Source organism: Youngimonas ophiurae (nom. illeg.) (assembly GCF_049803795.1).
Classification (GTDB): Bacteria; Pseudomonadota; Alphaproteobacteria; order Rhodobacterales; family Rhodobacteraceae; genus Thalassobius.
Genome location: NZ_JBNAGJ010000006.1, coordinates 149376 through 172308 on the forward strand (window position 1 = coordinate 149376; position 22933 = coordinate 172308).

At 61.0% G+C, this 22933-nt stretch carries 22 protein-coding genes; 8 read left to right on the forward strand and 14 right to left on the reverse strand.

The annotated features are described in order from the left end of the window. Positions 1–5: 5 nt before the first annotated feature. The 13 genes from ACP15O_RS14195 to ACP15O_RS14255 form a co-directional block, all read right to left on the reverse strand. Positions 6–752: an SDR family NAD(P)-dependent oxidoreductase gene (locus ACP15O_RS14195; protein WP_425096774.1), complete on the reverse strand. Its 747-nt coding sequence runs from the start codon at positions 750–752 to the stop codon at positions 6–8. A gap of 20 nt (positions 753–772) precedes the next feature. Further along, positions 773–2221 carry an aldehyde dehydrogenase gene (locus ACP15O_RS14200; RefSeq protein WP_425096775.1) on the reverse strand — a complete coding sequence of 483 codons (1449 nt, stop codon included), beginning with the start codon at positions 2219–2221 and terminating at the stop codon, positions 773–775. Between the two features lie 12 nt (positions 2222–2233). Then, complete coding sequence (locus ACP15O_RS14205) at positions 2234–3013, reverse strand: coniferyl-alcohol dehydrogenase (RefSeq protein WP_425096776.1); 780 nt, start codon at positions 3011–3013, stop codon at positions 2234–2236. Positions 3014–3025: 12 nt separating this feature from the next. Then, positions 3026–4519 (reverse strand): flavin-containing monooxygenase, encoded by a 1494-nt coding sequence (locus ACP15O_RS14210; protein WP_425096777.1) that lies wholly within the window; start codon positions 4517–4519, stop codon positions 3026–3028. An 18-nt stretch (positions 4520–4537) separates the two neighbouring features. Then, positions 4538–5407 (reverse strand): alpha/beta fold hydrolase, encoded by an 870-nt coding sequence (locus tag ACP15O_RS14215; RefSeq protein WP_425096778.1) that lies wholly within the window; start codon positions 5405–5407, stop codon positions 4538–4540. A gap of 174 nt (positions 5408–5581) precedes the next feature. Then, on the reverse strand, positions 5582–6349 hold the full coding sequence (locus ACP15O_RS14220) for an SDR family oxidoreductase (protein ID WP_425096779.1): 768 nt from the start codon (positions 6347–6349) through the stop codon (positions 5582–5584). A gap of 10 nt (positions 6350–6359) precedes the next feature. After that, positions 6360–7115 (reverse strand): SDR family NAD(P)-dependent oxidoreductase, encoded by a 756-nt coding sequence (locus ACP15O_RS14225; protein ID WP_425096780.1) that lies wholly within the window; start codon positions 7113–7115, stop codon positions 6360–6362. A gap of 94 nt (positions 7116–7209) precedes the next feature. Then, a complete protein-coding gene (locus ACP15O_RS14230) occupies positions 7210–7920 on the reverse strand; it encodes an ABC transporter ATP-binding protein (RefSeq protein WP_425096781.1) in 711 nt (236 codons plus the stop codon). After that, positions 7917–9641, reverse strand: a complete 1725-nt coding sequence (locus tag ACP15O_RS14235) for a branched-chain amino acid ABC transporter ATP-binding protein/permease (protein WP_425096782.1) — start codon at positions 9639–9641, stop codon at positions 7917–7919. Before ACP15O_RS14235 ends, ACP15O_RS14230 begins: the two co-directional genes overlap by 4 nt. Beyond that, a complete protein-coding gene (locus ACP15O_RS14240; RefSeq protein ID WP_425096783.1) occupies positions 9628–10497 on the reverse strand; it encodes a branched-chain amino acid ABC transporter permease in 870 nt (289 codons plus the stop codon). The genes ACP15O_RS14235 and ACP15O_RS14240 overlap by 14 nt, the downstream gene beginning before the upstream one ends. A 66-nt stretch (positions 10498–10563) precedes the next feature. After that, the gene (locus ACP15O_RS14245) at positions 10564–11748 is read right to left on the reverse strand and encodes an ABC transporter substrate-binding protein (protein WP_425096784.1); all 1185 of its coding nucleotides are present in this window, start codon (positions 11746–11748) and stop codon (positions 10564–10566) included. 83 nt (positions 11749–11831) lie between these two features. Further along, a complete protein-coding gene (locus ACP15O_RS14250) occupies positions 11832–12695 on the reverse strand; it encodes a 3-ketoacyl-ACP reductase (protein WP_425096785.1) in 864 nt (287 codons plus the stop codon). Positions 12696–12905: 210 nt separating this feature from the next. Continuing rightward, entirely contained in the window at positions 12906–13892 is a 987-nt protein-coding gene (locus ACP15O_RS14255) for a helix-turn-helix domain-containing protein (RefSeq protein WP_425096786.1), read from the reverse strand. A gap of 319 nt (positions 13893–14211) precedes the next feature. Here ACP15O_RS14255 and ACP15O_RS14260 point away from each other — a divergent pair, with 319 nt between their 5' ends. The 8 genes from ACP15O_RS14260 to ACP15O_RS14295 all read left to right on the forward strand — a co-directional run bounded on the left by ACP15O_RS14260 (position 14212) and on the right by ACP15O_RS14295 (position 21120). Next, positions 14212–15000, forward strand: a complete 789-nt coding sequence (locus ACP15O_RS14260) for a FadR/GntR family transcriptional regulator (RefSeq protein ID WP_425096787.1) — start codon at positions 14212–14214, stop codon at positions 14998–15000. A gap of 183 nt (positions 15001–15183) precedes the next feature. Continuing rightward, positions 15184–16170, forward strand: a complete 987-nt coding sequence (locus ACP15O_RS14265; RefSeq protein ID WP_425096788.1) for a thiamine pyrophosphate-dependent dehydrogenase E1 component subunit alpha — start codon at positions 15184–15186, stop codon at positions 16168–16170. 21 nt (positions 16171–16191) lie between these two features. Beyond that, on the forward strand, positions 16192–17217 hold the full coding sequence (locus ACP15O_RS14270; RefSeq protein WP_425096789.1) for an alpha-ketoacid dehydrogenase subunit beta: 1026 nt from the start codon (positions 16192–16194) through the stop codon (positions 17215–17217). Positions 17218–17289: 72 nt separating this feature from the next. Then, positions 17290–17523, forward strand: coding sequence for a biotin/lipoyl-containing protein (locus ACP15O_RS14275; protein ID WP_425096790.1), 234 nt, complete (start codon positions 17290–17292; stop codon positions 17521–17523). After that, the gene (locus ACP15O_RS14280) at positions 17520–18209 is read left to right on the forward strand and encodes a 2-oxo acid dehydrogenase subunit E2 (RefSeq protein ID WP_425096791.1); all 690 of its coding nucleotides are present in this window, start codon (positions 17520–17522) and stop codon (positions 18207–18209) included. The genes ACP15O_RS14275 and ACP15O_RS14280 overlap by 4 nt, the downstream gene beginning before the upstream one ends. After that, positions 18179–18904: a lipoate--protein ligase family protein gene (locus ACP15O_RS14285; protein ID WP_425096792.1), complete on the forward strand. Its 726-nt coding sequence runs from the start codon at positions 18179–18181 to the stop codon at positions 18902–18904. The genes ACP15O_RS14280 and ACP15O_RS14285 overlap by 31 nt, the downstream gene beginning before the upstream one ends. Positions 18905–18936: 32 nt before the next feature. Then, positions 18937–19530, forward strand: a complete 594-nt coding sequence (locus ACP15O_RS14290; protein ID WP_425096793.1) for a hypothetical protein — start codon at positions 18937–18939, stop codon at positions 19528–19530. Positions 19531–19542: 12 nt separating this feature from the next. After that, entirely contained in the window at positions 19543–21120 is a 1578-nt protein-coding gene (locus tag ACP15O_RS14295) for a GMC family oxidoreductase (RefSeq protein ID WP_425096794.1), read from the forward strand. Between the two features lie 44 nt (positions 21121–21164). Here ACP15O_RS14295 and ACP15O_RS14300 read toward each other — a convergent pair whose 3' ends face one another. Beyond that, positions 21165–22901, reverse strand: coding sequence for a sigma-54-dependent Fis family transcriptional regulator (locus ACP15O_RS14300; RefSeq protein WP_425096795.1), 1737 nt, complete (start codon positions 22899–22901; stop codon positions 21165–21167). Between the last annotated feature and the right edge of the window lie 32 nt (positions 22902–22933).

Sequence of the window (22933 nt, forward strand, 5' to 3'; positions counted from 1 at the left end):
TCTCCTCAGAGGCTAGAAACAAGATGGCCGCCATCCACGGGCAGCGCGCAGCCGGTCAGATAGGCCGCGCCGGGCGACAGCAGCATCAGCAAAGGCGCGTCAAGGTCTGCAAGCTGCCCAAGCCGGCGCTGGGGAATGCGCCGAACCAGGGCTTTGCCTGGGTCGGTTTCGAAAAACGCGCGGTTCAGCGGGGTTTCGATATAGCCGGGACAGAGCGCATTCACGCGGATACCATAGCGCGCCCATTCAAGCGCCTGTGCCCTGGTCAGTTGCACCAGCGCTGCTTTGGAGGCGCTATAGGCCGAAACCCCGCCAGCCACCCGCAGCCCGAGAATCGAAGCGATATTCACGATTGCACCGCCCGAGCCGCGCTTTTTCATGGCGCGCGCGGCCGCTTGCGAGACCAAAAAAACACCTTTGAGATTGGTATCGAGCACTTGCGTGAATACCTCTTCGGGCATTTCCAGTGCTGTGCCTTCTCCGGCAATTCCGGCGTTGTTGATCACCACGTCCGGGGCGCGTGACATCGCTGCAAAAGCCGCCGTGACCGATGCCGCATTGGCGACGTCCAGTTCAATGGCCTCGGCGCTTTTGCCTTCGGCGTTCAGCGCGTCGGCCAATGCGGTCACCTTGGCTTTGCGTCGCGCGGCCAGGATAACATGGAAACCATTCGCGGCCAGCACCCGCCCGAAATGAGCCCCAAGCCCGCTGGACGCCCCAGTGATCAGGGCCGGTATCAGATCGTCTGACATGACATGCCTTTCCAAGCCGATCAAAACGGATAGTGCTGGCCGGGGTCTTCGATGGTGATCCACCGCAAGTCGGTGAACTCATTGATCGCCGCCTTGCCGCCGAAACGCCCATAACCAGAATCCTTTACGCCGCCGAAGGGCATTTGAGGCTCGTCCGATACGGTGGGGCCGTTGATGTGGCAGATTCCGCTGTGCAGGCGATTGGCTACTGCGATCGCCTGGGTGATGTCCTGGCTGAACACGGCCGCAGCAAGGCCATATGCGGTGTCATTGGCCACGCGCACGGCTTGCTCGGTGTCGGCCACGCGGATGATCGACTTGACCGGGCCAAAGCTTTCCTCGGTATAGATGCGCATCTGGGGGGTGACATGATCAAGCAGCGTGGCCGAATGCAGCGCGCCTTTGCCCGCGCCGCCCGCCACGCGCCTGGCGCCCTTGGATTCCGCATCGGCCAGAAGCGCCTTCATTTTCGCGCCGCTTTCAGGGGTGACAAGCGCGCCAAGCACCACATCGCCCGCCGCAGGATCGCCCCATGGCAGCTCTGCCGCCCGTTCTGACAGCCGGGCGACGAAGGCATCGGCGATGGCCTCGACAACGATGATCCGTTCGGTTGACATGCAAATCTGGCCCTGGTTCATGAAGGCCCCGAAAATGGCCGCGTTCACCGCGCCATCCAGGTCGGCATCCTCCAGCACCACCAGAGGGGCCTTGCCGCCCAGTTCCAGCAGCGAGGGTTTGAGGTTTTCGCCGGCAAGACGGCCAATAATGCGCCCAACGTCAGACGATCCGGTGAAATTGACGTGGCGCACTTCGGGGGCTTCGATCAGCGTGCGCACGATGTCGGGCGCATCGGCGGGATCGTTGGTCAGCACGTTGATCGCGCCTTCTGGCAGTCCGGCCTCAACCAGACAGTCGCCGATCAGCACATGCGTCTGGGGGCACATTTCGGAGGCCTTCAGGATCGTTGTATTCCCGCAGGCCAAGGGCATCGCCACCGCGCGCACGCCCAGAATTACGGGGGCATTCCACGGCGCAATCCCAAGGCAGACCCCGCGCGGGCGCGGCACCGACATCGCCAGCGTGCCCGGTTTGTTGGCCGGGATCACTTCGCCGTTTATCTGAGTGGTCATTGCCGCGGCTTCGCGCAGAATGCCCGTCGCAAGATGTGCGTTGAACCCTGCCCAGACGCCGGTGGCGCCGGTTTCGCGCTGCATGGCCTGCACGAAATCGCCCGAGCGGCTTTCCAGAATGTCGGCAGCTTTGCCGAGGATCGCGCGCCGCTCGGCCGGGCCGGTGGCAGACCAGGCGGGGAAGGCCGCCTGCGCGGCGGCAACAGCGGCCTTTGCGTCCTCGACGCTGCCGGCGGCGGCGCGTGTTGCCAGCGTCCCGGTGACGGGGTTGCTGCGGTCATATGTGCGGCCATCTTTGGCCGGAATGCGTTTCCCGGCGATCAGCAGTTCGGTGTTCATGAAGCCCTCTTCTCAATTCAGCCCGTTGGATGTGGCGTCAATGTTGGCGCGCATCCCGCCATCGGTGGCAATATTGGTGCCGCGCAGCCAAACAGACCCCGGCGACAGTAGGAAGGTCACAACCGGCGCGATGTCCTGTGGGGTGCCGGGCCGGTCCATGATGCGCGTGTCTTCTTCGGCGCGCTCTCCCAGCGTCTCAAGAAAGTCCTTCAGGATAGGTGTTTCAACCGGGCCGGGGCTGACCGCATTCATGCGGATGCCGCGGGCGCGCCACGTCCAGCGGTTTTCATGTGTCCAGGCGACAACCGCTTGTTTGGTAAAGAAATAACTGTTCTCCTCCGTGATGCCATTTGCATCGCAGAACGCGGGTACATCGGCATGGGTCAGCCCCTCGGCGGCCTTGATCTTTGCCACTTCGGCTTCCCATCCGATCCCGGCCAGCGAGGCCAGGTTCACGATTGACGCGCCCTCGGCCAGGCTGTCGATAAGCCCGAGCGTGAGCCGTTTCAGCGCCACAAGATTGACGGTCACAACGGTTTCTGGCCGCGCGGTGGGCGGAACGCCGGCGATATTCGCCAGGCCATCCGCCTGCACATCCTTGAGATCCGCAATAAGCGTATCGAGCGCGGCTTCGTCCGTCAGATCCACCTGATGAAACGCATCTACCTTAACCGAGGGCGCATTCCGATCGACGCCGATCACTTTGCCGCCGGCGGCAGCCACCTGGCGCGCTGTCTCTTGTCCGATGCCGGAGGACACGCCAGTGACGATGATTGTCTTCCCTTTGAGCATGAAACCTCTTCCTTATTCAGCGGCTGTCGTGGCGGGAGTGCCGGTGTAGCCTTCGGGATGGAACGTGCCGTTCTCGTCGCGGAAGGCATAGGCGAAATCGGGCCAGAGTACGGTGAGGCGGTCGCTACGCGGATCGCGGTACCAGAACTTGCACCCGCCCTCGACCCACACGGTGCCTTGTGCCCGTGCGTCGATCCCTTCGAGATATTCGGCCTCCGCTTCGGGTTTGGCTTCGAGCACATCGAGCCCTTTTTGCTGCATGAAATCGAGCGCCCCAAGGATGTAATCCACCTGTGCTTCGATCATGAACACCATCGTGTGGTGGCCAAGCCCCGTGTTGGGACCAAGCACCATGAACATATTCGGAAAGCCAGGAATGGCGGTGGAATCATAGGCCTGCATTCCGCGATCCCACTGATCGACCAGACGCTTGCCCCCCTTGCCGTGCACCAGATGGGCGACGGGCGGTTCGGGCGCTTCGAAGCCGGTGGCGAAGACAAGCACATCCAGATCGTATGCGTTGCCGCTGACGGCTTTGGCCGTGCCGACATCCACGCTGGCCAGGGCCGAGGTTTCCAAAGTGACGTGATCTTCGTTGAAACTGGGGTAGTAGGTGTTGGCGATCAGCACACGTTTACAGCCGATTTCATAGTCTGGCGTCAGACCAGCGCGCAGTGTCTCGTTCGGAACCTGATCAGCCAGATGGCTCAGCGCCATGGTGCGCGCTTCGGCCACTGCCGTGGGCACATTGCGGCGCTGCGCGAACATCGATTCGCCAAACCAGAAGATATCCTCGCGCAGGTTTTCCATTGTCTCGGGCAGGCGCGCGAAGGTGCGTTTTTCGGCATCGGTATAGGCGCGATCCGGACGTGGGATGATATAGGGTGCCGAGCGTTGAAAGACGACAAGCTCTTTGGCCAGCTTGGTCAGCTCGGGTACGATCTGAATGGCGGATGCGCCGGATCCCACAATGCCCACGCGCTTGCCTTCAAGACATACCGAATGATCCCATTTCGAGGAATGGAAAGCAGCGCCCGTAAACCCGTCCATGCCCGGAATATCAGGCAGAACGGCATCTGCCAGAACGCCCGTTGCGGTGATCAGGAACCTGGCCCGCCAGGTGCCCAGGGGCGTTTCGACGGTCCATAGGTTTGTCTGTTCGTCCCAGGATGCCTTTTCCAGATTCGCGCCGAAATGGATATGCGGCACCAGCCCCGATTTGCTGGCGCAATCGCGCAGGTAGTCCCAGATTTCACCGCCGGGCGAGAACACGCGCGACCAGTCGGGCTTGGGCATGTAGGAAAAAGAGTAAAGATGCGAAGGCACATCGCAGGCCACACCGGGATAGGTGTTGTCGCGCCAGGCGCCGCCGACATCCTCTGCGCGTTCAAGGATGACGAAATCGTCCATCCCGTGCTCTTTCAGCTTCATCGCCATGCCCAGCCCGCCAAAGCCGGCGCCGACGATGATGATAGACGTCTCGTGAATGATGCTGTTGTCGGTCATCTTGGTCTCCTCCAGGGCTTAGGGTTTGATCGCGGGGATGGTGTCGCCGGCGGCGTATTCGTTGGGGTTCATGTTGAACCGATCGACAAGCCGCGTGACTTCGGCGGCGCGTTCAAACACCACGGCGTGCCCTGAACCGACCTCGGCATAGCGGGCATCGTCGATCATCCCGAACAGCGCGCGACAGTGGTGCTTGGCGACCATCTGGTCATAGGTGCCCGCGATCACCAGAGTCCTGGCCTTGATCTGCGGCACCAGATCCGAGATGTCGATGCGGGCGTTCAGTTCCATCTGAGCATCTACAAAGGCATCAAGCGGCATCGCGCCCGCCGTCATCATTTCAATCGTTTTATCGGCCAGGAACGGCGCGCCGAACGCGGCGTAGATCGTGTAATCGTTGATTTCGGGCACGCCTGCATTGCGCAGGGCAAACCAGGTGCGATTGAAGAAGGTCATCATCGTATCGGTCTTGGCCCAGCCCGCCAGCAGCACAAGGTTTTCAACGCTCTTGGGGTTGCGGGCCGCAAGGAACGCAGCGACAACAGCCCCAAGAGAAAAGCCAAGCAGCGTCACTGGCGTGTTGCCGCAGGTCTCTTTCATCACGGCCAGCACCTGGGCTTCGATATGCTCCAGCTCCAGTTTTTCGCCCTCGGCGACCGGCATCGCAAGATCGACCGAGATCACCCGATGGCGTACCGCAAGCATCGGAAAGACGAAGCCAAAGTGCCCCAAAGTAGACCCGGAAGATCCATGGATCAGCACAATCGGCGCGGTGTCCGTATTGGCCTGCCCTGCCTCATGATAGGTGACGGAAACGCCGTTTACTTCGATCCGACGCGTTTCCATCCCGACGGCCATGTCTGGCATCGTGGTTTCGGTATCTTTCATCGTTTTCCTCTCCCATTTGCGCCGGTCTCTGGCTGGCGCATATGTGTCTGTCCGGGCGCAGATAGGCGCACCGTTCAGAGACTTTCCTGCGTTTCCCGGTCATGCTAGGCGGCGGCTGATTTCTGCTTTCGCCCCGCAGGCACAATTCTTTTGCATCGGCGGAACATTTGGCGCTCAGTAGCCCGTGGCGGTGGCGATAATCTCGCGCCGTTTCTCTATCGGGGTAGAGTCGAAGTGGTTACAGGCGTCCCTGTCATCTTCGCGCACGAACCAATGGACCTGTCGGTCTTCGGTTGCGGCCAAGACCGTCCGAGCCACCATCTGAGGCGTCACGTTAATACCCGCCATCCCAACCGATTTTGCCGTGACATCTGCCGCCGAGAGCATGGGCGTATCGACATACCCCACCATCACGTCGCACACCCAGATGCCCATTGCTTCGAATTCTACGTTCAGCGCTTCGGTAAGGCCGCGCACGGCGAATTTGCTCGCCGAATAGACAGCCAGATCGGGCACGCCATAGATCGCAGCGGCCGAGCTCATGGTGATTATGCGGGCTTCATCGGTGGCGCGCAGGAAAGGCAGGGCTTCGTGGATGCAATGGATCACGCCTTTTACGTTCACATCCACAATTGCATCCAGCCGGTCCGGGTCTGCCTTGGCAAAGGGGTGCATATCGAGCAACCCGGCACAATTGAAAATGGCATGTAGGGCGCCGCCTTCGGCTGTAAAGCTTTCCAGTGCAGCGCGGATGTCCGTGCGGCTTTGTACGTCGATGCCGTAGGCCCGTGCCGGTGCACCAAGCGCGCGGGCCAGAGCCTTTACCGCGTTCTCATCGCGATCAGCCAGGCCAACACGCCATCCATTTGCCGCGAAAAGACGGGCGGTTTCAGCCCCAATACCCGAGCCTGCTCCGGTAATGAAAATTGAACGCTTGTCCATTGTGGCCTCTTTAATCAACGAATTGGCCGCCAGCGGAATACAGCGTCTGGCCAGTGGTATAGCTGCTGTCGCTGCTGGCCAGGAACAGACAGGCCTGCGCCTGTTCTTCGGCTGTGCCGGTGCGGTTCATGGGGGTCAGGCTCATTGCCCACTTGTCTTCTTCGGTGCCTTTTTCGAAATCCCACATGGGGGTTGAGGTGAACCCCGGCGCAAGCGCGTTCACGCGCACTCCGGTTTCGGCAAGTTCCAGCGCCATCACCTTTGTCATCATGATGACGCCCGCTTTGGCCATGCAGTAGGGGCCAGATCCGGGGATCGGTATTTTGCCCGCGGTAGAGGCAATGTTCACAATCGTGCCGCCTTCGCCTTGTTGAACAAGCTGCCTGGCAAGGGCTTGGGCGGAATGCAGAACGCCGATCATGTTGATGTCGATCATCCGGCGGAACGTGTCCATCTTCAGCTCAAGCATCGGGATGGGATCCAGGCGGATGCCCGCCGCAAAGACGCCCGTATCCACGCGGCCAAACGCTTTGACGGCGCTTGCCACCATCGCGCGGCACGCGTCCTCCGAGGTGGTATCCACCTTCACTGCCTGCGCGGTGCCACCGGCGGCCTGGATCAACGACAGCGTTTCATTGCAATCGTTCAGATCGGCCAACAGAACCGCCGCGCCCTTTTTGGCAAAAAGCACGGCAACCGCTCGGCCAATGCCACTGGCTGCGCCCGTTACGATCGCCACTTTGCCGTCAAGCTTTCCAGAACTCACAAGCTTTTCCTCTCAGTTGGATTTTTGCGCCGTCTTGTGGCGCTGTCGTGTTTGTGTGGGGCCCGTCGGGCCGGATGTGATGAACGGCCGGGCGCTAGGCCGCGCTGTCCCCCAGATCGCCGAGATACAGATGATGCAGCCGGTCAGGATCGGAGATCAGCGTCTGGCAATCGCCTTCGTAAACGATTGCGCCGCGGCGCATCACATAGGCCCTGTCGCCGATCTCAAGCGCGAGATTGGCGAATTGCTCTACAAGCACAACGGCAAGGCCCTGATCGGCCAGACGGCGCACGCCCTTCATCAGCCGGCTGACGACAACGGGCGCAAGACCTGCCGACATCTCGTCGATCAGCACCACGCGCGGACGGCCGACAAGCGCCCGCCCGATCACAACCATCTGTTGCTCGCCGCCGGATAACATCATGGACAGCACATCCCTGCGGGCCAGAAGCTCGGGGAAAAGCTCATAGACTTCATCGAGGCTGGAATCCTTGTGCAGCCCAACCCTGAGATTTTCCTCGGTGGTCATGGTGCCGAAAATCGTGCGCCCCTGCTCCACATGGCCCACACCCGAAAGCGCGCGCTTACCGGCCTTCATTTTCGACAGGTCGTTCCCGGCAAGCTTGATCGTGCCGCTGGCCACAGGTGCCACGCCTGAAATACCTTCCAGCAGCGTGGTTTTCCCCGCGCCATTCGCGCCAAGCAGAACACTGATTTCCCCGGCGCGCGCGATGATGTCCACCTCTTTGACAACGGGTATTCCGACACGTTTGATCACAAGATCGGCGGTTTCCAGAATGTTCATTCGGCGGCCTCCTGTTCAAATTCAATGCCCATGTAGGCTTTCTTCACAATGGGCATATCGAGCACCTCTTGCGTGGGACCGGCGGCCAGAACAGTGCCGAAATCGAGCACGGTGACACCCGAACAGGCCGTGCGCACCAGATCCATGTCGTGCTCGATCAGCAGGACAGACGATCCGAACCGGGCCGGAATTTCGGCGATGCGCTTGCCAAGCATCACGGCCTCTGCGTAGCTCTGCCCTGCTGCCGGTTCATCCAGCAGCACGATCGGCGGGCGGGCGGCAACAACGCCCGCGACATCCAGCAGACGGCGCGCGCCGGAATCCACGGCACTGATCGGCTGATCGGCACAGGGGCATTCCAGCCAATCCAGAACGGCATTGATCTGTGCATCGCTCAGCCCGCCGCCAGATGCCAAGTGCACATACTGGCCCACGGTCAGGTCAGGCGCCATGCGCGTGGTCTGCCATGTGCGCCGGATCCCCGCTCGTGCCCGCTGCGTGGCCGAGAAAGCGTTGACGTTTTTCCCCTGGAAAATCACGTCGCCTTCGTAGCTGTGCAAAAAGCCGGTGATCGCGTCCACAAAGGTGGATTTGCCCGCGCCGTTGGGTCCGATCAGCCCAATCACCTGGCCTTTGGGCACAGTGAGCGAGGCACTGCTAAGGGCAACAACATTGCCATAGCGCACGGTCAGATCGCGCACATCCAGCGCGATTTCATGATCCCCTTCCGGGCGGGCCTCAGGCAGGGTGCTGGCAGCGCTACGCGCGGGTTTGGACAGGCGCTTGGGCATGATTTTGCGGCCCAGACGGCCCAGGGCTTCGCTCATGGTTTCGCCGGTCGAAAGGGCCTGCACCGCGCCAATGCCGAAGACGACGCTGCCCAGATCCTGCGGCAGGCTCAGCCGGCGCAGAAGCTCTGGGAAGAGTGCGACCAGAATGCCGCCAAGGATCGCCCCCAGCGGGTATTGCGCGCCCACCATGATAGCCACCGCAAACAGCACAAGCGATTGCATCATCGAGAAGTTTTCGGACAAAAGCGTGCCCATATAGCCCGCCAGCAACCCACCGGAAACACCGGCGATGAACGAACTGATGGCAAAGGCGCTTAGCTTGGCGCGCGGCACCGAAACCCCCAACGAGGCCGCAGCGCGTTCGGAATGGCTGATCGCCAGCCAGGACGCCCCCAGCCGCGAACGCGACACGAACTCCAGCGCCACGGCGACAAGGACGTAAATCGCCAGCACGAGGATAAAATACCCCCGGTCGCTGCTGAACTGATCGGGGCGGGCGACCATTTTAAAGGTGGTCTGGCCCGGATAGGTGATGGTGCCCAGCACAACGCCAAACGCCACGGCAAACCCCAGCGTGACAATCGCCAGGTTGATGCCGCGCAGCCGCAGCGCGGGCAGGCCGATGATCAGCCCAAAAGGCAGGGCAGCCAGACCGCCGATCACAATCCACACCAGCAATCCCCCCGGAAAGCCGATCAGGTTCAGATAGCCCACTGTCCAGGCTCCAACGCCGGCAAAGCTCATCTGACAGAGCGAAATCATGCCGGACCGGCCAACCACCAGCCCAAGGCTTTGCAGTGACATGCCGATGATAAACACGGCAGTGAGCAGGAAAATCCAGTAATTCGGCAGCATGAACAGGCACAGGGCCCCAACCGCAGAAACGGAACCAACGATTTTCAGAGCAGAGAGGGTACTAGCGCGCTTCATCCCAACGGGCTCCTCTTTGTGACCACAGCAGAACGGCCAGAATGACCAGGAAAGGAACAGCAGAGCGATATTGCGCCAGTTCGACAAAGCCACTGGCCAGGCCCTCGATCACGCCGATCAGGATGCCGCCGGCCAGGGCCGCGCGGAAACTGTTGAACATACCCACAAGCGCTGCGGCAAAGGCAGGCACGACCAGCAGGCTCAGCGATCCGAAATCGGGGGACCGCAGCGGTGCGATCAGCATCAGCGCAACGGTTGTCATTGCGCCGCTCAGGCCCCAGACTCCCAGTGCCAGAGGACGCACCGGAATGCCCAGCAGCTCGGCCGCCATGGGTTTTTCTGACAGCGCCCGCAATTGCAGCCCGGTGCGGGTCCGGGCGAGGAATTGCTCGACCGCGAATGTCAGAACCACGGCCATGGCAATCGAGAACAGCGAAGCGGCGGTGATGGTCACCCCGGCGATGCGCAGCCCCTCGCCGCCGATCAGATCCGGAAAGGCGCGGGGGTGCTGACCGCCTGTCAGCCGCAGACCAAGGGCAATGAAACACACAAGCAAAGCCGCAGTGACGGCGGCCTTGACGGTCTGGCTGGCACCCGAAAACCAGACGGTCGTCACAAAGCCCACGACAACCGAACTGACAGTCCCGGCGACAATGCCGGTCAAGACGGCGGGGAAGGTTGGATAGCCGGCCTCGATCAGAAAGACCATGGTAAAGGCCCCCACGGCCCCCAGCGCGGTTGCGGTGAAATTCACCACCGCCACCAGACGAAAGGTAAAGACAACGCAGACCCCGAGGATCGCGTAGGCGCCGCCTGCCGAAAGCCCGGCCACAGCAGAAGTTAGTAATGAATCCATTGGGATATCCTGAAAGAGACGGGCATAGACAAGGGCCACATGGCCCTTGTCAGGCTCGGGTTTGGGTTACTCGGGGCTTGGCAGGTTCATCCATTCGGGCGTCATCACGCGCCATTCCCCAGCGTCGAGTTTCACCACTTTCGTGGCGCGCATCGGGCCATCGGTTGCCCCTTTGCCGAACACAAACGGCCCGGCGGCGATGGGATAGCTGACCGGCTCCATGCTGCGCAGCGCGGCGGCGACACTGTCATTGTTGACCGGGCCGTCGATGCTCTGGATCACGCCTGTGATGACTTTGCCGGCCAGATACCCGGCCTGCGAAAAGGCGCTTGGCGTGATGTCGGCCTGGGTGATCATATCCAGCCAGCCCTGATTGGCCGCGTTGCGCAGGGTATAGGGTTCCCACTCGGTGCCCACATAGATCGGCTGCGGCGAGTCCTTCAGGGCGCTGGCCACGCCTTCGGTAAAGCCCGAGGCCAGAAACACCCAGTCGATACCCTCAATCCCTTGTGCGTCGGCGGTGTTGATCAACTGCACGATGCCCGGTTCAACCTGATTGGTGAAAACCGCGTCACAGCCAGAATCGCGCGCCCGGATGACATAGGGGGTCAGGTCGCCCTGCACGGGCAGGGTCATGTCCAGAATGTGCAGCGTGTTGCCGGTGATCTGTTCCCATTCGGCCATGGCGTTTTCCATGGCTTCCTTCCAGCCGCCGATCACATAATTGAAGGCACAGAGCTTTTCATTGCCCAGCTTCTCGCTGGCATAAAAGAGCATCGCGGTTGACAGCACATAAGGTCCAGGGGCAACGCCCGAAACCGATGGCGCGGTATAGCACACCGGATCGACAGCAAGCCCCGCCACGTCCAGTACGTTGGAACGCTGATAAAGCTGCGCGTTCACCCCGCAATCCAGCAGGCTGGCGCTGCCGGTCATGGCGACAACGCCTTTGTTGTCAATCAGGTCGCGCGCGGTCTGGGTGGCTACCAGGGGGTCTCCTCGGTCGTCGCCCATGAAATACTCAACCTTGCAGCCATTGATCCCCCCGGCTTGGTTAAGCTGGTCGAAATAGGCTGCGGTCGCTTTCGGCGTTGCAGAGAAATCGACAGGTCCGGTGATTGTCGATACCGATCCGATCTTGATTGTGCCGCCATCGCAGCTTGGCCCGGCTGCGAATGCAGCGCCAGACAGTGCCATAAAGCTTAGCCCGGCGATTGCGCCGACACGAGTCGCTGTGTGTTTGAGTGCCATTTGGTTCCTCTCCCGTTTTGATTGTTTGGTTGGGTGCGGTGTTCTGCGCCGCCGGCCAGGCCGGAACCGGCTAAGATCATCCGTTATGCGGTGTGGATGCCGTAGCCGCCGTCAACATAGACGGGGTGGCCCACTGAAAAGGGCAGACCACCAGAGGCGAGCATCGCCACCGTGGCGCCCACGTCGCCTTCTTCGCCCCAGCGGTTCATCGGTACATGCCCGGCGGCGATATGCGCCTCGATGGCCTCGGTCGGAGACCCCTCGCCCTGGGTTGTCATGGCCGTGCGGATGAAACCGGGGCGGACTTCGTGGACCTGAATGCCGGTGTGGGCAAGCGTCAGGGCGAACAGGCCAGCCACCATGGACAGGCCCGCCTTAGAGACACAATATTCCGGAATCGCGACAGAAACGTGATTGGCGGCAATCGAGGTAATGAACACCATGCTGCGATGGGTCTCTTCGTTCTGAGCCTGGGCCATCAGCCGGGCAATGGCCTGCGCAAAGAAGAAATTACCGCGCAGGTTGATATTCAGGTTCCGGTCGAAATTTTCGGGGGTCAGGCTCAGGACATCGGCCAGTTCGACCGGCGCGACACCTGCGTTATTGACAAGGCACTCTACCCCGCCGAACGCATCCCAGGCGGCTTGGGCCAGTTGCGCATGGTTGTCGATATCCGCGATGTCACCCTGCAAAAAGGCAGCCTGAGCGCCCTTCTCTCGCAGCGCAGCCAACGTGTCGCGCGCGGCTGCGTCATCATGCAGGTCGATGATAACGATGTTGAACCCGCGTTCAGCCAACGACATGGCGCAGCCGCGCCCAAGCCCCTGTCGCCCTCCTGTTACAACCGCAACCGGCCTTTTTCGTGATGCCACGACTGTCTCCTCCCTTGGTCCTGACACTGGGCCGTTCGGCCCTTTCTTTGCAGATGCGAGGAATGCGCAGAGCATGGGGCAGCGGCCCCGGCCTGGTCCGTCGCGTGCTGCAAAGCTCGCGCTGTTTCAGGAACTCTATGCAGAGCGAAAGGGGTGTCTTTGACGCTCTCAGCACAAAAACTTTGCATGTTGGGTGCAGGGAGTGCGCAGTTTGCGACCGCGCAGGCCACACAACGCCGCCCCCCCGATTGCACATCAGATCGGCGGGGCAGCGTTTCGGTTGCGTCAGTTCAAACGCTTGGGTGTGCCGGATTTCTTTGCGATGAATTCGCGGGGCGATTGGCCGAAATGCGCTTTGAAGGCGCGGTTGAAGCTGGACACGTTGGTGAACCCCATCGAATAGGCGATTTCGCAGATCAACTGCTGCCCGCTGCCCTGGCGCTCTAATTCCATCCGGCACAGTTCCAATCGGCGCTGACGGACGAACCGCATCGGTGACAGCCCTTCTGCGGCGAAGATGTCCGACAGATAGCGCGTGCTGATCCCCACGCCCTTGGCAATGGTGGCGGGGTCCAGATCGTCATCATATATGTGTTCGTTGATGAATTCTTGCGCTCGCATCAGGATCATACGCCGCCCGCGGGTGGAAGAGGCGGAGTCAGAGGTCAGCTTTGCCGTAACGACTTCGCCCAGAAAGCTGACCAGAGATTGTGAAAAGACCCGCGCGCAGCGGTCGCTTAGCGCGGTTTCCTCTTCCAGCGCGGCTTGCAGCATCTGTTTGGCCATCAGGCCAAGGCCGGTTTGCACATCAATCGGACAGCCCAGCAGATCGTCCACCGAAATCGCATGAGCACGCAGCAGCCCGGTTGGAATGCGCAGCCAGATCGCGTCCAGTTCATCGGACATTGCGATCTCATATTCTTCATTGGTGTTCACCAGCGCCATCTGCTGATGTTTGATAACCCCTGTTTGCCCCTGGCCGCATTCCCGATTCAGGTGTTGCACCTCAAGCGATCCATGAAGCGGCATACAGGCAAAGTAGTGGCCCTCATCGCCGGTCATGTGGCGTTCCAGACGGCGCGAGCGGCTGCCGCTTGCACGGTGCATCGAGCGGATCAGAGACAAGTCCCCCAGATCGCGCACAACGAACTGGGCGGTGGCCCCTTTCGACCAGGCCATATCGACCCGCGTGAAGATTGACCCGACGATATCGGGGTCAAAGGCCCGCATACTTACCACGGACGATCCAGTCTTTGTTGTGCTGGCTTTCATTGTCTCCTCCCAGACAATTATTTCCGGACACCGGGCCGATCCGCGTCCTCCTCGCGTTTCGGATCAGTGGCGCAGCCTGATCCATGCCCCTGCTTTTGGTCTCAAGGGGGATCAGCATGTTGATCTTTTCTAAACGATGTAGGATTGTCGGACAACGAAAATAAAACGGGTCCGCCATCAGCCAAATGGCAAGGCGCTGTGCAGATGTCAGAAGTTTAAATGTAATCAATTGCCTGAACAGATTGCCGAGCCTGTCCGATAGCCCGTTTCAATGGCGCTGTATGGTGGGCGTTGCGGATGTCAGAAGGAAAGAATCACGATGGCGACGACACCTGAAGGCCGGAAATCCTCGTTGACGAATCTCCGGGTCGAGCCGGGATACAAACGCGTCGCGGCAGCGATCGAGGAACAAATCCTGAATGGTCAGATGACGGCGGGCGAAGTGCTGCCCACCGAAACCGAGCTGTCTGAAATTCTGGGTGTGCATCGTTCGACCGTACGCGAGGGGATCCGCGCGCTTGAAAATGCGGGGCTTGTGCAGCGGGGGGCAGGCAAACGGCTGCGCGTTTCGGTGCCAGAGATGTCGGCGGTCAGCTCGGTTGTGACCCGCGCGCTGGGGATGAAGCAGGTCAGCTTTTTCGAATTATGGGAAATGCAGATGCAGCTTGAACCCTTTGCCGCAAAACTGGCCGCCGAGCGGATCGACCCCAAGATCGCACAGGCTCTGCAAGACAATGTGACGGCCCTGCGGCAGAATCTCTATGACGACGATTTCGTCATCCAGAACGACATCGAGTTCCACCAGCTGATCGCGCAGGCTGCGAAAAATCCGGTTTTGTCGATGTCCACCGCGCCGATCGGGGCTTTGCTGTTTTCGGCGACGGTGAACCTGTATTCACAAGTGAATCAGGCGCGGCATCGGTTGCTGGCGGCACATGAATTCATCCTGGCGGCAATTGTTGAGAAGGACATCAAAGCCGCCGAAACCTGGATGACCCGCCACATCAAGGATTTCCAGCGGGGCTATGCGATGTCAGGTGTTGATTTCCATGCACCGATTCCGCTTGATCCGCGGGCGTTGCGTTTCGTCGAATGGGGCTCGTTCTAAGGCCAGCCGATCAGCAAGACGCCCGCAGGCTCTGACCGGAAAAACCGGCGCGGGATGTATCGGGCAGTGTCTCAAGGCTACCCAAATGAGACAATTTCCGGCGGCTGACGCGTAAGGCTGCGAAGTCCTTTCGCGCAAATCCCGCCCGTTTCCTATCGTGACCGAAAATCATGGGAGGAAATCATGACACCACCGAAAGACACATTGGCCTGGATGTACGAAAAGATGGTCGCCAGCCGTCATTTCGAAGAGGAAATCGAAAAGATCTACATGGAGGGCAAAACGCCGGTCTTTAACATGGCCGACGGGCCGATTCCGGGCGAAATGCACCTGTCCAACGGGCAAGAGCCGGTGGCTGTCGGCGTCTGCGCGCACCTGAACCCCGAGGACATCGTGACCGCAACCCATCGTCCGCACCATCAGGCGATTGCCAAGGGTGTGGATCTGAAAAAGATGGCAGCCGAGATTTTCGGAAAATCCACCGGCCTGTCAGGTGGCCGCGGCGGCCATATGCATATCTTTGATGCGGATGTGAATTTCGCCTGTTCGGGCATCATTGCGCAGGGCATGGGGCCGGCCGCCGGCGCGGCTCTGTCGCGTAAATTACAAGGTAAGCCTGGGGTTGCGATCTCGTTCATCGGGGAAGGTGCGGCCAATCAGGGCGCCTTTCACGAAGCGCTGAACCTGGCCGCCGTCTGGAAGCTGCCGATGGTTGTGGTGGTCGAAGACAACGCCTGGGGCATTTCCGTGGCCAAGGAGGATTCCACCGCCATTCCGTGTAATGCCGACCGTGCTGCCGCCTATGGCATTCCTGGCCATTACATCCCCGGCAACGACCCGCTGAAGATTTACGAAGTGGCCGGTCAGGCCATTGAACGTGCCCGCAACGGCGAGGGTCCGACTCTGATCGAGATTGAAACCTACCGCCTGGCTGGGCACTTCATGGGCGATGCCGAAGGCTACCGCCCCGCGGGCGAAAAGGACGCGCTGTTCGCCAAGGATCCGATCCCCAAGCTGCGGCAGCTTCTGGCGGCCGATTACGGCTTTGCCGAGGCCGATCTGGAGGCGATCGAAACGAAGGCCCGCGCCGATGTGGACGAGGCCATCGCCTTTGCCCGCCAGAGCCCCGATCCGAAGCCCGAAGATGCACTGACAGCCGTGTTCGCCTGAGCGCGCAAGGGAGGAAAACAGATGGAAAACGAACGTAAACTGACAATCGCGCGCGCCATGGCCGAGGCCACGGCACAGGAAATGCGCATCGACCCACGGGTCTTTGTAATGGGCGAAGACATTGCCGATCTGGGCGGTGTTTTTGGTAACACTCGTGGCCTGGCCGAAGAATTTGGCAAAGAACGGGTGCGCGATACGCCAATCTCGGAAACCGGGTTCATTGGCGCTGCTGTCGGCGCGGCCCAGGACGGGATGCGCCCTGTGGTCGAACTGATGTTCGTCGATTTCTTTGGGGTGTGCTTTGATGCGATTTACAATCTGATGGCCAAGAACACCTATTTTTCGGGAGGCAAATTCAATGTGCCGATGGTGCTGATGACCTCGACCGGGGGCGGTTATTCGGACGCGGGCCAGCATTCGCAATGTCTCTATGGCAGTTTTGCCCATCTGCCGGGTATGAAGGTGGTCAGCCCGTCCAACGCCTATGATGCCAAGGGGCTTATGACGGCAGCAATCCGTGATCCAAATCCGGTGATCTACATGTATCACAAGGGCTTGCAGGGCATGGGCTGGCTGGGCACCGAAAAAGGCGCCATCGTGCATGTCCCCGAGGAGGCCTATGAGGTCGAGATCGGCAAGGCCAAGATCGCCCGCGAAGGCCGGGACGTGACAATCGTATCCATCGCGCAGGGCGTACATCACGGGCTGAAGGCGGCAAAAGTTCTGGAGGAACAGGGCATTAGCGCCGAGGTCGTAGATCTGCGTTCTCTGGTGCCGCTGGATCGCGAAACCATCCGCGTCAGCGTGGCCAAGACCGGGCGCCTGATTGTGGTGGATGAGGATTACCACAGCTTCGGCGTGTCGGGCGAAATCATCGCCACGGTGACCGAAAGCAACCTGTCCGATCTGAAGGCCCCGCCGCGCCGCATCGCCTATCCGGATGTGCCGATTCCCTTTGCCCGCGTGATGGAGCAGCACTGCCTGCCGAACGCGGACAAGATCGTCGTCGCTGCGCGCGAGCTGTGCCAGGCTCCGATCCCGGCCTGATCTCTTCAAACCCTCAAACTCATGGCTGCCACTCTGGAACATCCCAGAGTGGCCAAGGAAGGACTTTGTCATATGGCTACTGAAATCATCATCCCGTCAGATCTGTGGGACGGCGACGAGGAAAGCGTTATCACCGCATGGCTGGCTGACGATGGCGCTCAGGTTACCAAAGGCGCGCTGATTGCCGAGATCATGACGGCAAAAGTGCAGCACGAAATCAGCGCTCCGGCAAGCGGCACGCTGTCGATCACCAGGGAACAGGACGCTGTTGTTGCCAAGGGTGACGTGATCGGATCCATCGCATGACAGGCGTGGCGGACAAGAATGACCGCGTTGTTCCACTGCGCGGTGCGCGTGCCATGATCGCGGATAAGATGCTGTCGTCCCTTCAGGGGTCGGCGCAGCTGACACACCACGCGCGCGCCGACCTGAGCGCGCTTCTGGCGACCAAAACCGCGTTCAAAGCCAAAGGCGTGGCCCTGTCGGTCGAGGATCTGTTGATTGGGGCGGTGGTACAGACATTGGGCCGCCACCCCGACATCAACGGCACGCTGAAGGACCGCTCGATCACCCTGTCGAAATCGGTGGATCTGGGCGTGGCGATTGCTCTGCCCGGAAACCTGCTGGCCGCCCCGGCGATTTTTGGGGCGGATCGGATGAGTCTGCCCGAGCTGCGCGCCGCGCGCCGTGATCTGGCGGCCAGGGCCAGGGTCAACAAGCTGAGCGTCGCCGAGATGACCGCCGGCACTTTCACCGTATCGAACCTTGGCCTGTCGCGGGTCGAGCAGTTCACGCCGATTCTGAATACGCCTCAGATCGGGATTCTGGGGATCGGGCAGGTTGTGGAGACGGCAGTGCGCGCCGAAGACGGGATCGCATGGCGCCCCTATGCGGGGCTGTCGCTGACCTTTGACCATCGGGCCATCGACGGCGCGCCTGCGGCCGATTTCCTGACGGATCTGTGCCAGACGGTCGAAGGCTATACGCCGTGATCGTCGCCGGGTTCGATACCGCGTCTGACGGCATCGCCCGCGAAATGGTGCTGTTGCAACAGGCACGGCCTGCGCTGTTGCTATGGCACAGCAAGGCGCCCGCGCTTGTCCTGCCGGCAGCGCTGATGCGCCAGGCGGATGTGCAGCAGGCTGCCGCGCAGGTGGGGGGGCTTGGCTGGCCGGTTGTGACCCGGCGCAGTGGCGGGGGGATTGTGCCGCAGGGTCCGGGGACGCTGAACCTGGCACTGGTACTGCCCGCCGCGCAGGGGTTTCGTCTGGAAGACGGCTATCGCCTGATCTGCGGCGCTGTAGCCGAGGCCCTGAGCCGGTTCGACATCCGCGCAACGACGGGCGCGTGCGATCATGCGTTCTGCGATGGGGCGTGGAATGTCCTGGTTGCGGGGCGCAAACTTGCCGGGACGGCACAGCGCTGGCGCAGCGCAGCTACGGGCCCGGTGGTTCTGGCCCATGCCGCTATTCTGATGGCCCGGCCCGATGCTGCGTTTTGGCCGGTGATGGACGCGCTGCACCGTGCGGCGTTTCCGGGCAGCGACGGGCTGCGCCCTGCGGCCCATGTGGCGCTGGCCGACCTGATCGGCGCGCGCACCAATCCAGAAAGTTTCCCCGGTGCGCTGGCTCGGGCGGCGGAGGACCGTCTGACCAGCCTGATGCGCCGGGATTACCAGGCGGCCTGAGCGCCGCATACCAACCCAAAAGGGAGGAAACCATGACCATTCAGTTCCACCGGCTGCGGCCGGAAAAAGAGACACGCGCCGGGATGAGCCGACGGATGTTTCTGATGACAACAACCATGGCCGGGATCACCACCAGTGCCATGCTTGGCAACGCATCCTTCGCCGCCTCCGGCGCGTTGGATGCCCCCCAGAAGGCCAGCCTTCTGCGGATGATTCAGGATATTTACCCGCACCCCGGTGTCTTACAGTTATCGCATTACGAGGCGATCGCGGCGACTGTCTTGCAGAACGCCGAGGCGAATGCCGAAACCGCCAAGGCGCTGACCGAAGGGCTGGCCGAAATAGATAAGCAGTCACACGCGCTTTTCGCTACGGATTACGTTGATGTGACTGATCCGGACGCACGCGAAGGGCTGTTGCGCCATTTCCAGCACGAGGGCTTTTTCCAGTCCGTCCGCTGGACGGCGTATTTCGGCATCTACGACAACAAGGATATCTGGCCGCTGTTCGGATACGAGGGCTCTTCGGCGGAATACGGCGGCTATATCGATCGCGGTTTTTCCGACATCACTTTCGTGCCCGAGGGGCCGACCCTGGAACAGCGCATCGCGCAGGTGCAGGACTAAGGGAGAGCTATCATGGCACAATTTGATCTGAACGACGATTCCGTCGTTGTTATCATCGGTTCGGGCGCGGGGGGCGGTACCCTGGCCAATGAACTGGCCCGCAAAGGTATCAAGTCGGTCGTTTTGGAGGCGGGTAAGCGCTTTGACTTGGGCGATATCGAAAATGACGAATGGGCGATGTTCAACAAGATTTCCTGGCTGGACAAACGCTATTCCGGTGGTGGCTGGCACGGGGCGGTGAACCACTCGACCCTGCCGGCCTGGATCGTCAAAGGCTTTGGCGGGTCGACTGTTCACTGGGCCGGTGTGGCGCTGCGATTTAAAGAGTACGAGTTCAAGACGCGCAGCCATTACGGCGCTATCGACGGCGCCAATGTCGAAGACTGGCCGATTTCGCTGGAGGAAATGACGCCATGGTATGAAAAGGCCGAGCTGAAAATGGGCGTGACCGGCAAAACCACCGGGATGCCACACTTGCCGTGGAACAACGGGTTCCGGGTGCTGGCCGAAGGCTGCCGCCGGACGGGGCGTAGCGATTACAACTCGGGGCCGATGGCGATCAATTCGGTTGAACGTGGCGGGCGGCCGTCCTGCCAGCAGATCGGGTTCTGTATGCAGGGCTGTGCGATTGGGGCGAAGTGGTCAACCATGTACACCGAACTGCCCCAGGCCGAGGACACGGGCCTGTGCGAAATCCGCACCGATGCGATGGTGCTGAAGATCGAACATGACGCGCAGGGCAAGGCCAGCGGGGTGCTCTATGCCGATGCACAAGGCAATCAGCATTTGCAGAAAGCGCGGGTGGTCTGTGTGGCCGGCAACTCAATCGAAAGCCCGCGCCTGTTGCTGAATTCGGCCTCGGCAATGTTCCCTGACGGGCTGGCCAACAGCTCGGGCCAGGTGGGGAAAAACTATATGAACCACACCACGGGCGGCGTTTATGCGGTACTGCCGGAAAAGGTGCATATGTTCCGTGGAACCTCGGTTGCGGGGATTGTGGGGGACGAGGTGTATCATGACCCGTCGCGCGGATTCAGCGGTGGCTATTACCTGGAATTCCTGTCACTGGGCCTGCCCTTCATGGCCGCTTTCCTAGAGCCGGGGAATACCGGCTGGGGCCGCAGCGTGGCACGGGCGCTGGAATCCTATGACCGCATGTCGGGCGTCTGGGTTCTGGGCGAGGATCTGGCGCAGGAACGCAATGCCATCACCCTGCACGACAGCGAGGTTGATCAGCACGGGCTGCCGGTTCCGATCGTGTCCAAGACGCCGCATAATAACGACTATGAGATGACCGAGCATATGTATGAAACCTCGGCTCAGATCTATGAATCCGTGGGCGCGACGGATGTGTATGAGCTGCCTGCCTATCCGGCCACCCATAATATGGGCACTAATCGGATGCACTCAGAGGCGGATAAGGGTGTTGTGAATGCGTATGGGCAGGCACATGACATCGACAATCTGTTCGTGTCCGATGGCAGTCAGTTCACCTCTTCTGCGGCGTGTAACCCGACACTGACGATTGTGGCGCTGGCCATTCGTCAGGCTGAATATATCGCGCAACAGATGAACGCCCGCAACATCTGAGGCGGGTGCCTCCCGAAGGCGGTCAGGTGCAAGCCTGGCCGTTTTCATTCGGGCCGTTGCAGCCCTTCTGTGGCGATCCAGCGGTTGATCGTCGCCCGGCTGATCCCCAGCAACCGGGCTGCTTTCGAAACATTCCAGTCAGTGCTGTTCAGCGCATCGCGCAGGGAATGCCGGACCAGCGCGCGTTTGGGCTCGGCAGGCTGTTCCCTGATCCGGTCGGGCAGATCCGTTACATTGATTGTCCCGCCATTGCCGCAGATCAGCGCTTCGCGCAGGACCGCCCGCATTTCACGCTGATTGCCTGGCCAGTCATAGTCGCACAGCAGCCTCATTGCCTGATCCGAGACCTGCGGCGGCGTGGCCCGGTCTCGCGCCAGATGCGCGCGGACCAGCTGCTCGACTTCGCGCAGCCGCAAAGGGGGCAGGTCCAGCACCGACTGGCCGATCAGATGCAGCAGGCCCGGTTGCACAATGCCGCCGTTCTGAAGCTGCTGCCAGGGCCGATCCGAGGTGAACAGCACCAGCGCGCGGTCCTCATTGAAACGATCCCCATTTGCCCGCTCGTCTGCTTCTAGGAACTGTTTCAGGCGGGCCTGAGCCGCACCGCCCAGCTGTTCGACATTCTCCAGTACCAAAGTCGGCGAGAACCGCTCCACCGGATAATCCCCAAGAAACTGCATTGCATCCAGCGCTTCGGTTGCGCTTGTGTCTGCGTTGGGGCTGTTGGCATCCAGCGTCACGCCCGTGGGGCTGATCAGCCCAAGATCGCCGATAATCGCCTGGGCAAACTCCCGGCTGTCGCCACCGGGCGCACCGCAAATCAACAGCGGAACGCGGTAGGCGGCCAGTTTGCGGGCGCGCTCGACCAGATTGGGCATCGCCGCGCCCTGATTGGCGAAACCTGCCAGTGGGCCGGTCTTGTCCAGCCGGGCTGGCACGTTGGGCGTGCCGGAGTTGATGAAATACCGGCGCGGGGGCACTCGGGCTGGGCCGCGCAGGCTGACCTCAAGATCGTGCAGTTCCGATAGGTGTCGCCCGACAAGGTTCTGATGGAGCTCGGGGCGCGCATCATCACGCCAAAGCGGCAGGCTGAAAATCACATCGCCCCGGTCATCGCAGGCCACCAGTGTTTCAAAACAGCGCCGGGTGGCGGGGTCTCGCGACATCAGCCGGGCTGTCATCTTGTCTGAATGGTAATTGCGGAACAGACGGGTCTGGAACTGGCGCGAGGCCCGGTGCAGGGTCTGTTCGCACAGGCCGATTTCGTCGGGGCGCCGGCCGACTGCTCCTACCAGCGTGATCGAGCCGATAAGATTGTTCTGCGCATCCGTCAGCGGGGTAGAGCTACAGGCAAATCGGGAAAAACAGCGATAGAAATGATCCTCGCCCGATACGGTCACGACATTGCCCGATTCCAGCGCGATGCTGATGCCGTTGGTCCCCGCCAGCCGTTCGTTCCAGATTCCGCCTACTGTCAGCCCGTGCCGCTGAAATTCGGTTTCGGTGCCCTCGGGAGCGTAACATTCCAGCACCACGCCTTCCGCGTCCGAGACCAGCAGGCAATAGCGGCTTTTGCTGGGCAGCAGGGTCGAAGGATCCAGTTCGGCAGCCGCCCCGCCGATCAGATCCTGAAAGCGTTCGCGCCGGGGCGACAGTTCGGTTTCCTGTAGGCGCAGGATTGGCGCGCGGGTGCCGACCGCCAGCCGGTGTTTCTGGGTCGAGCGCGCCCTGGACCGCGCAAGCAACTCGCGCAGTGCGGTTTTTTGTTGCAAGGCAACCATTTCGTTTCCTCCCTTTGGCGTGATGTGAACCA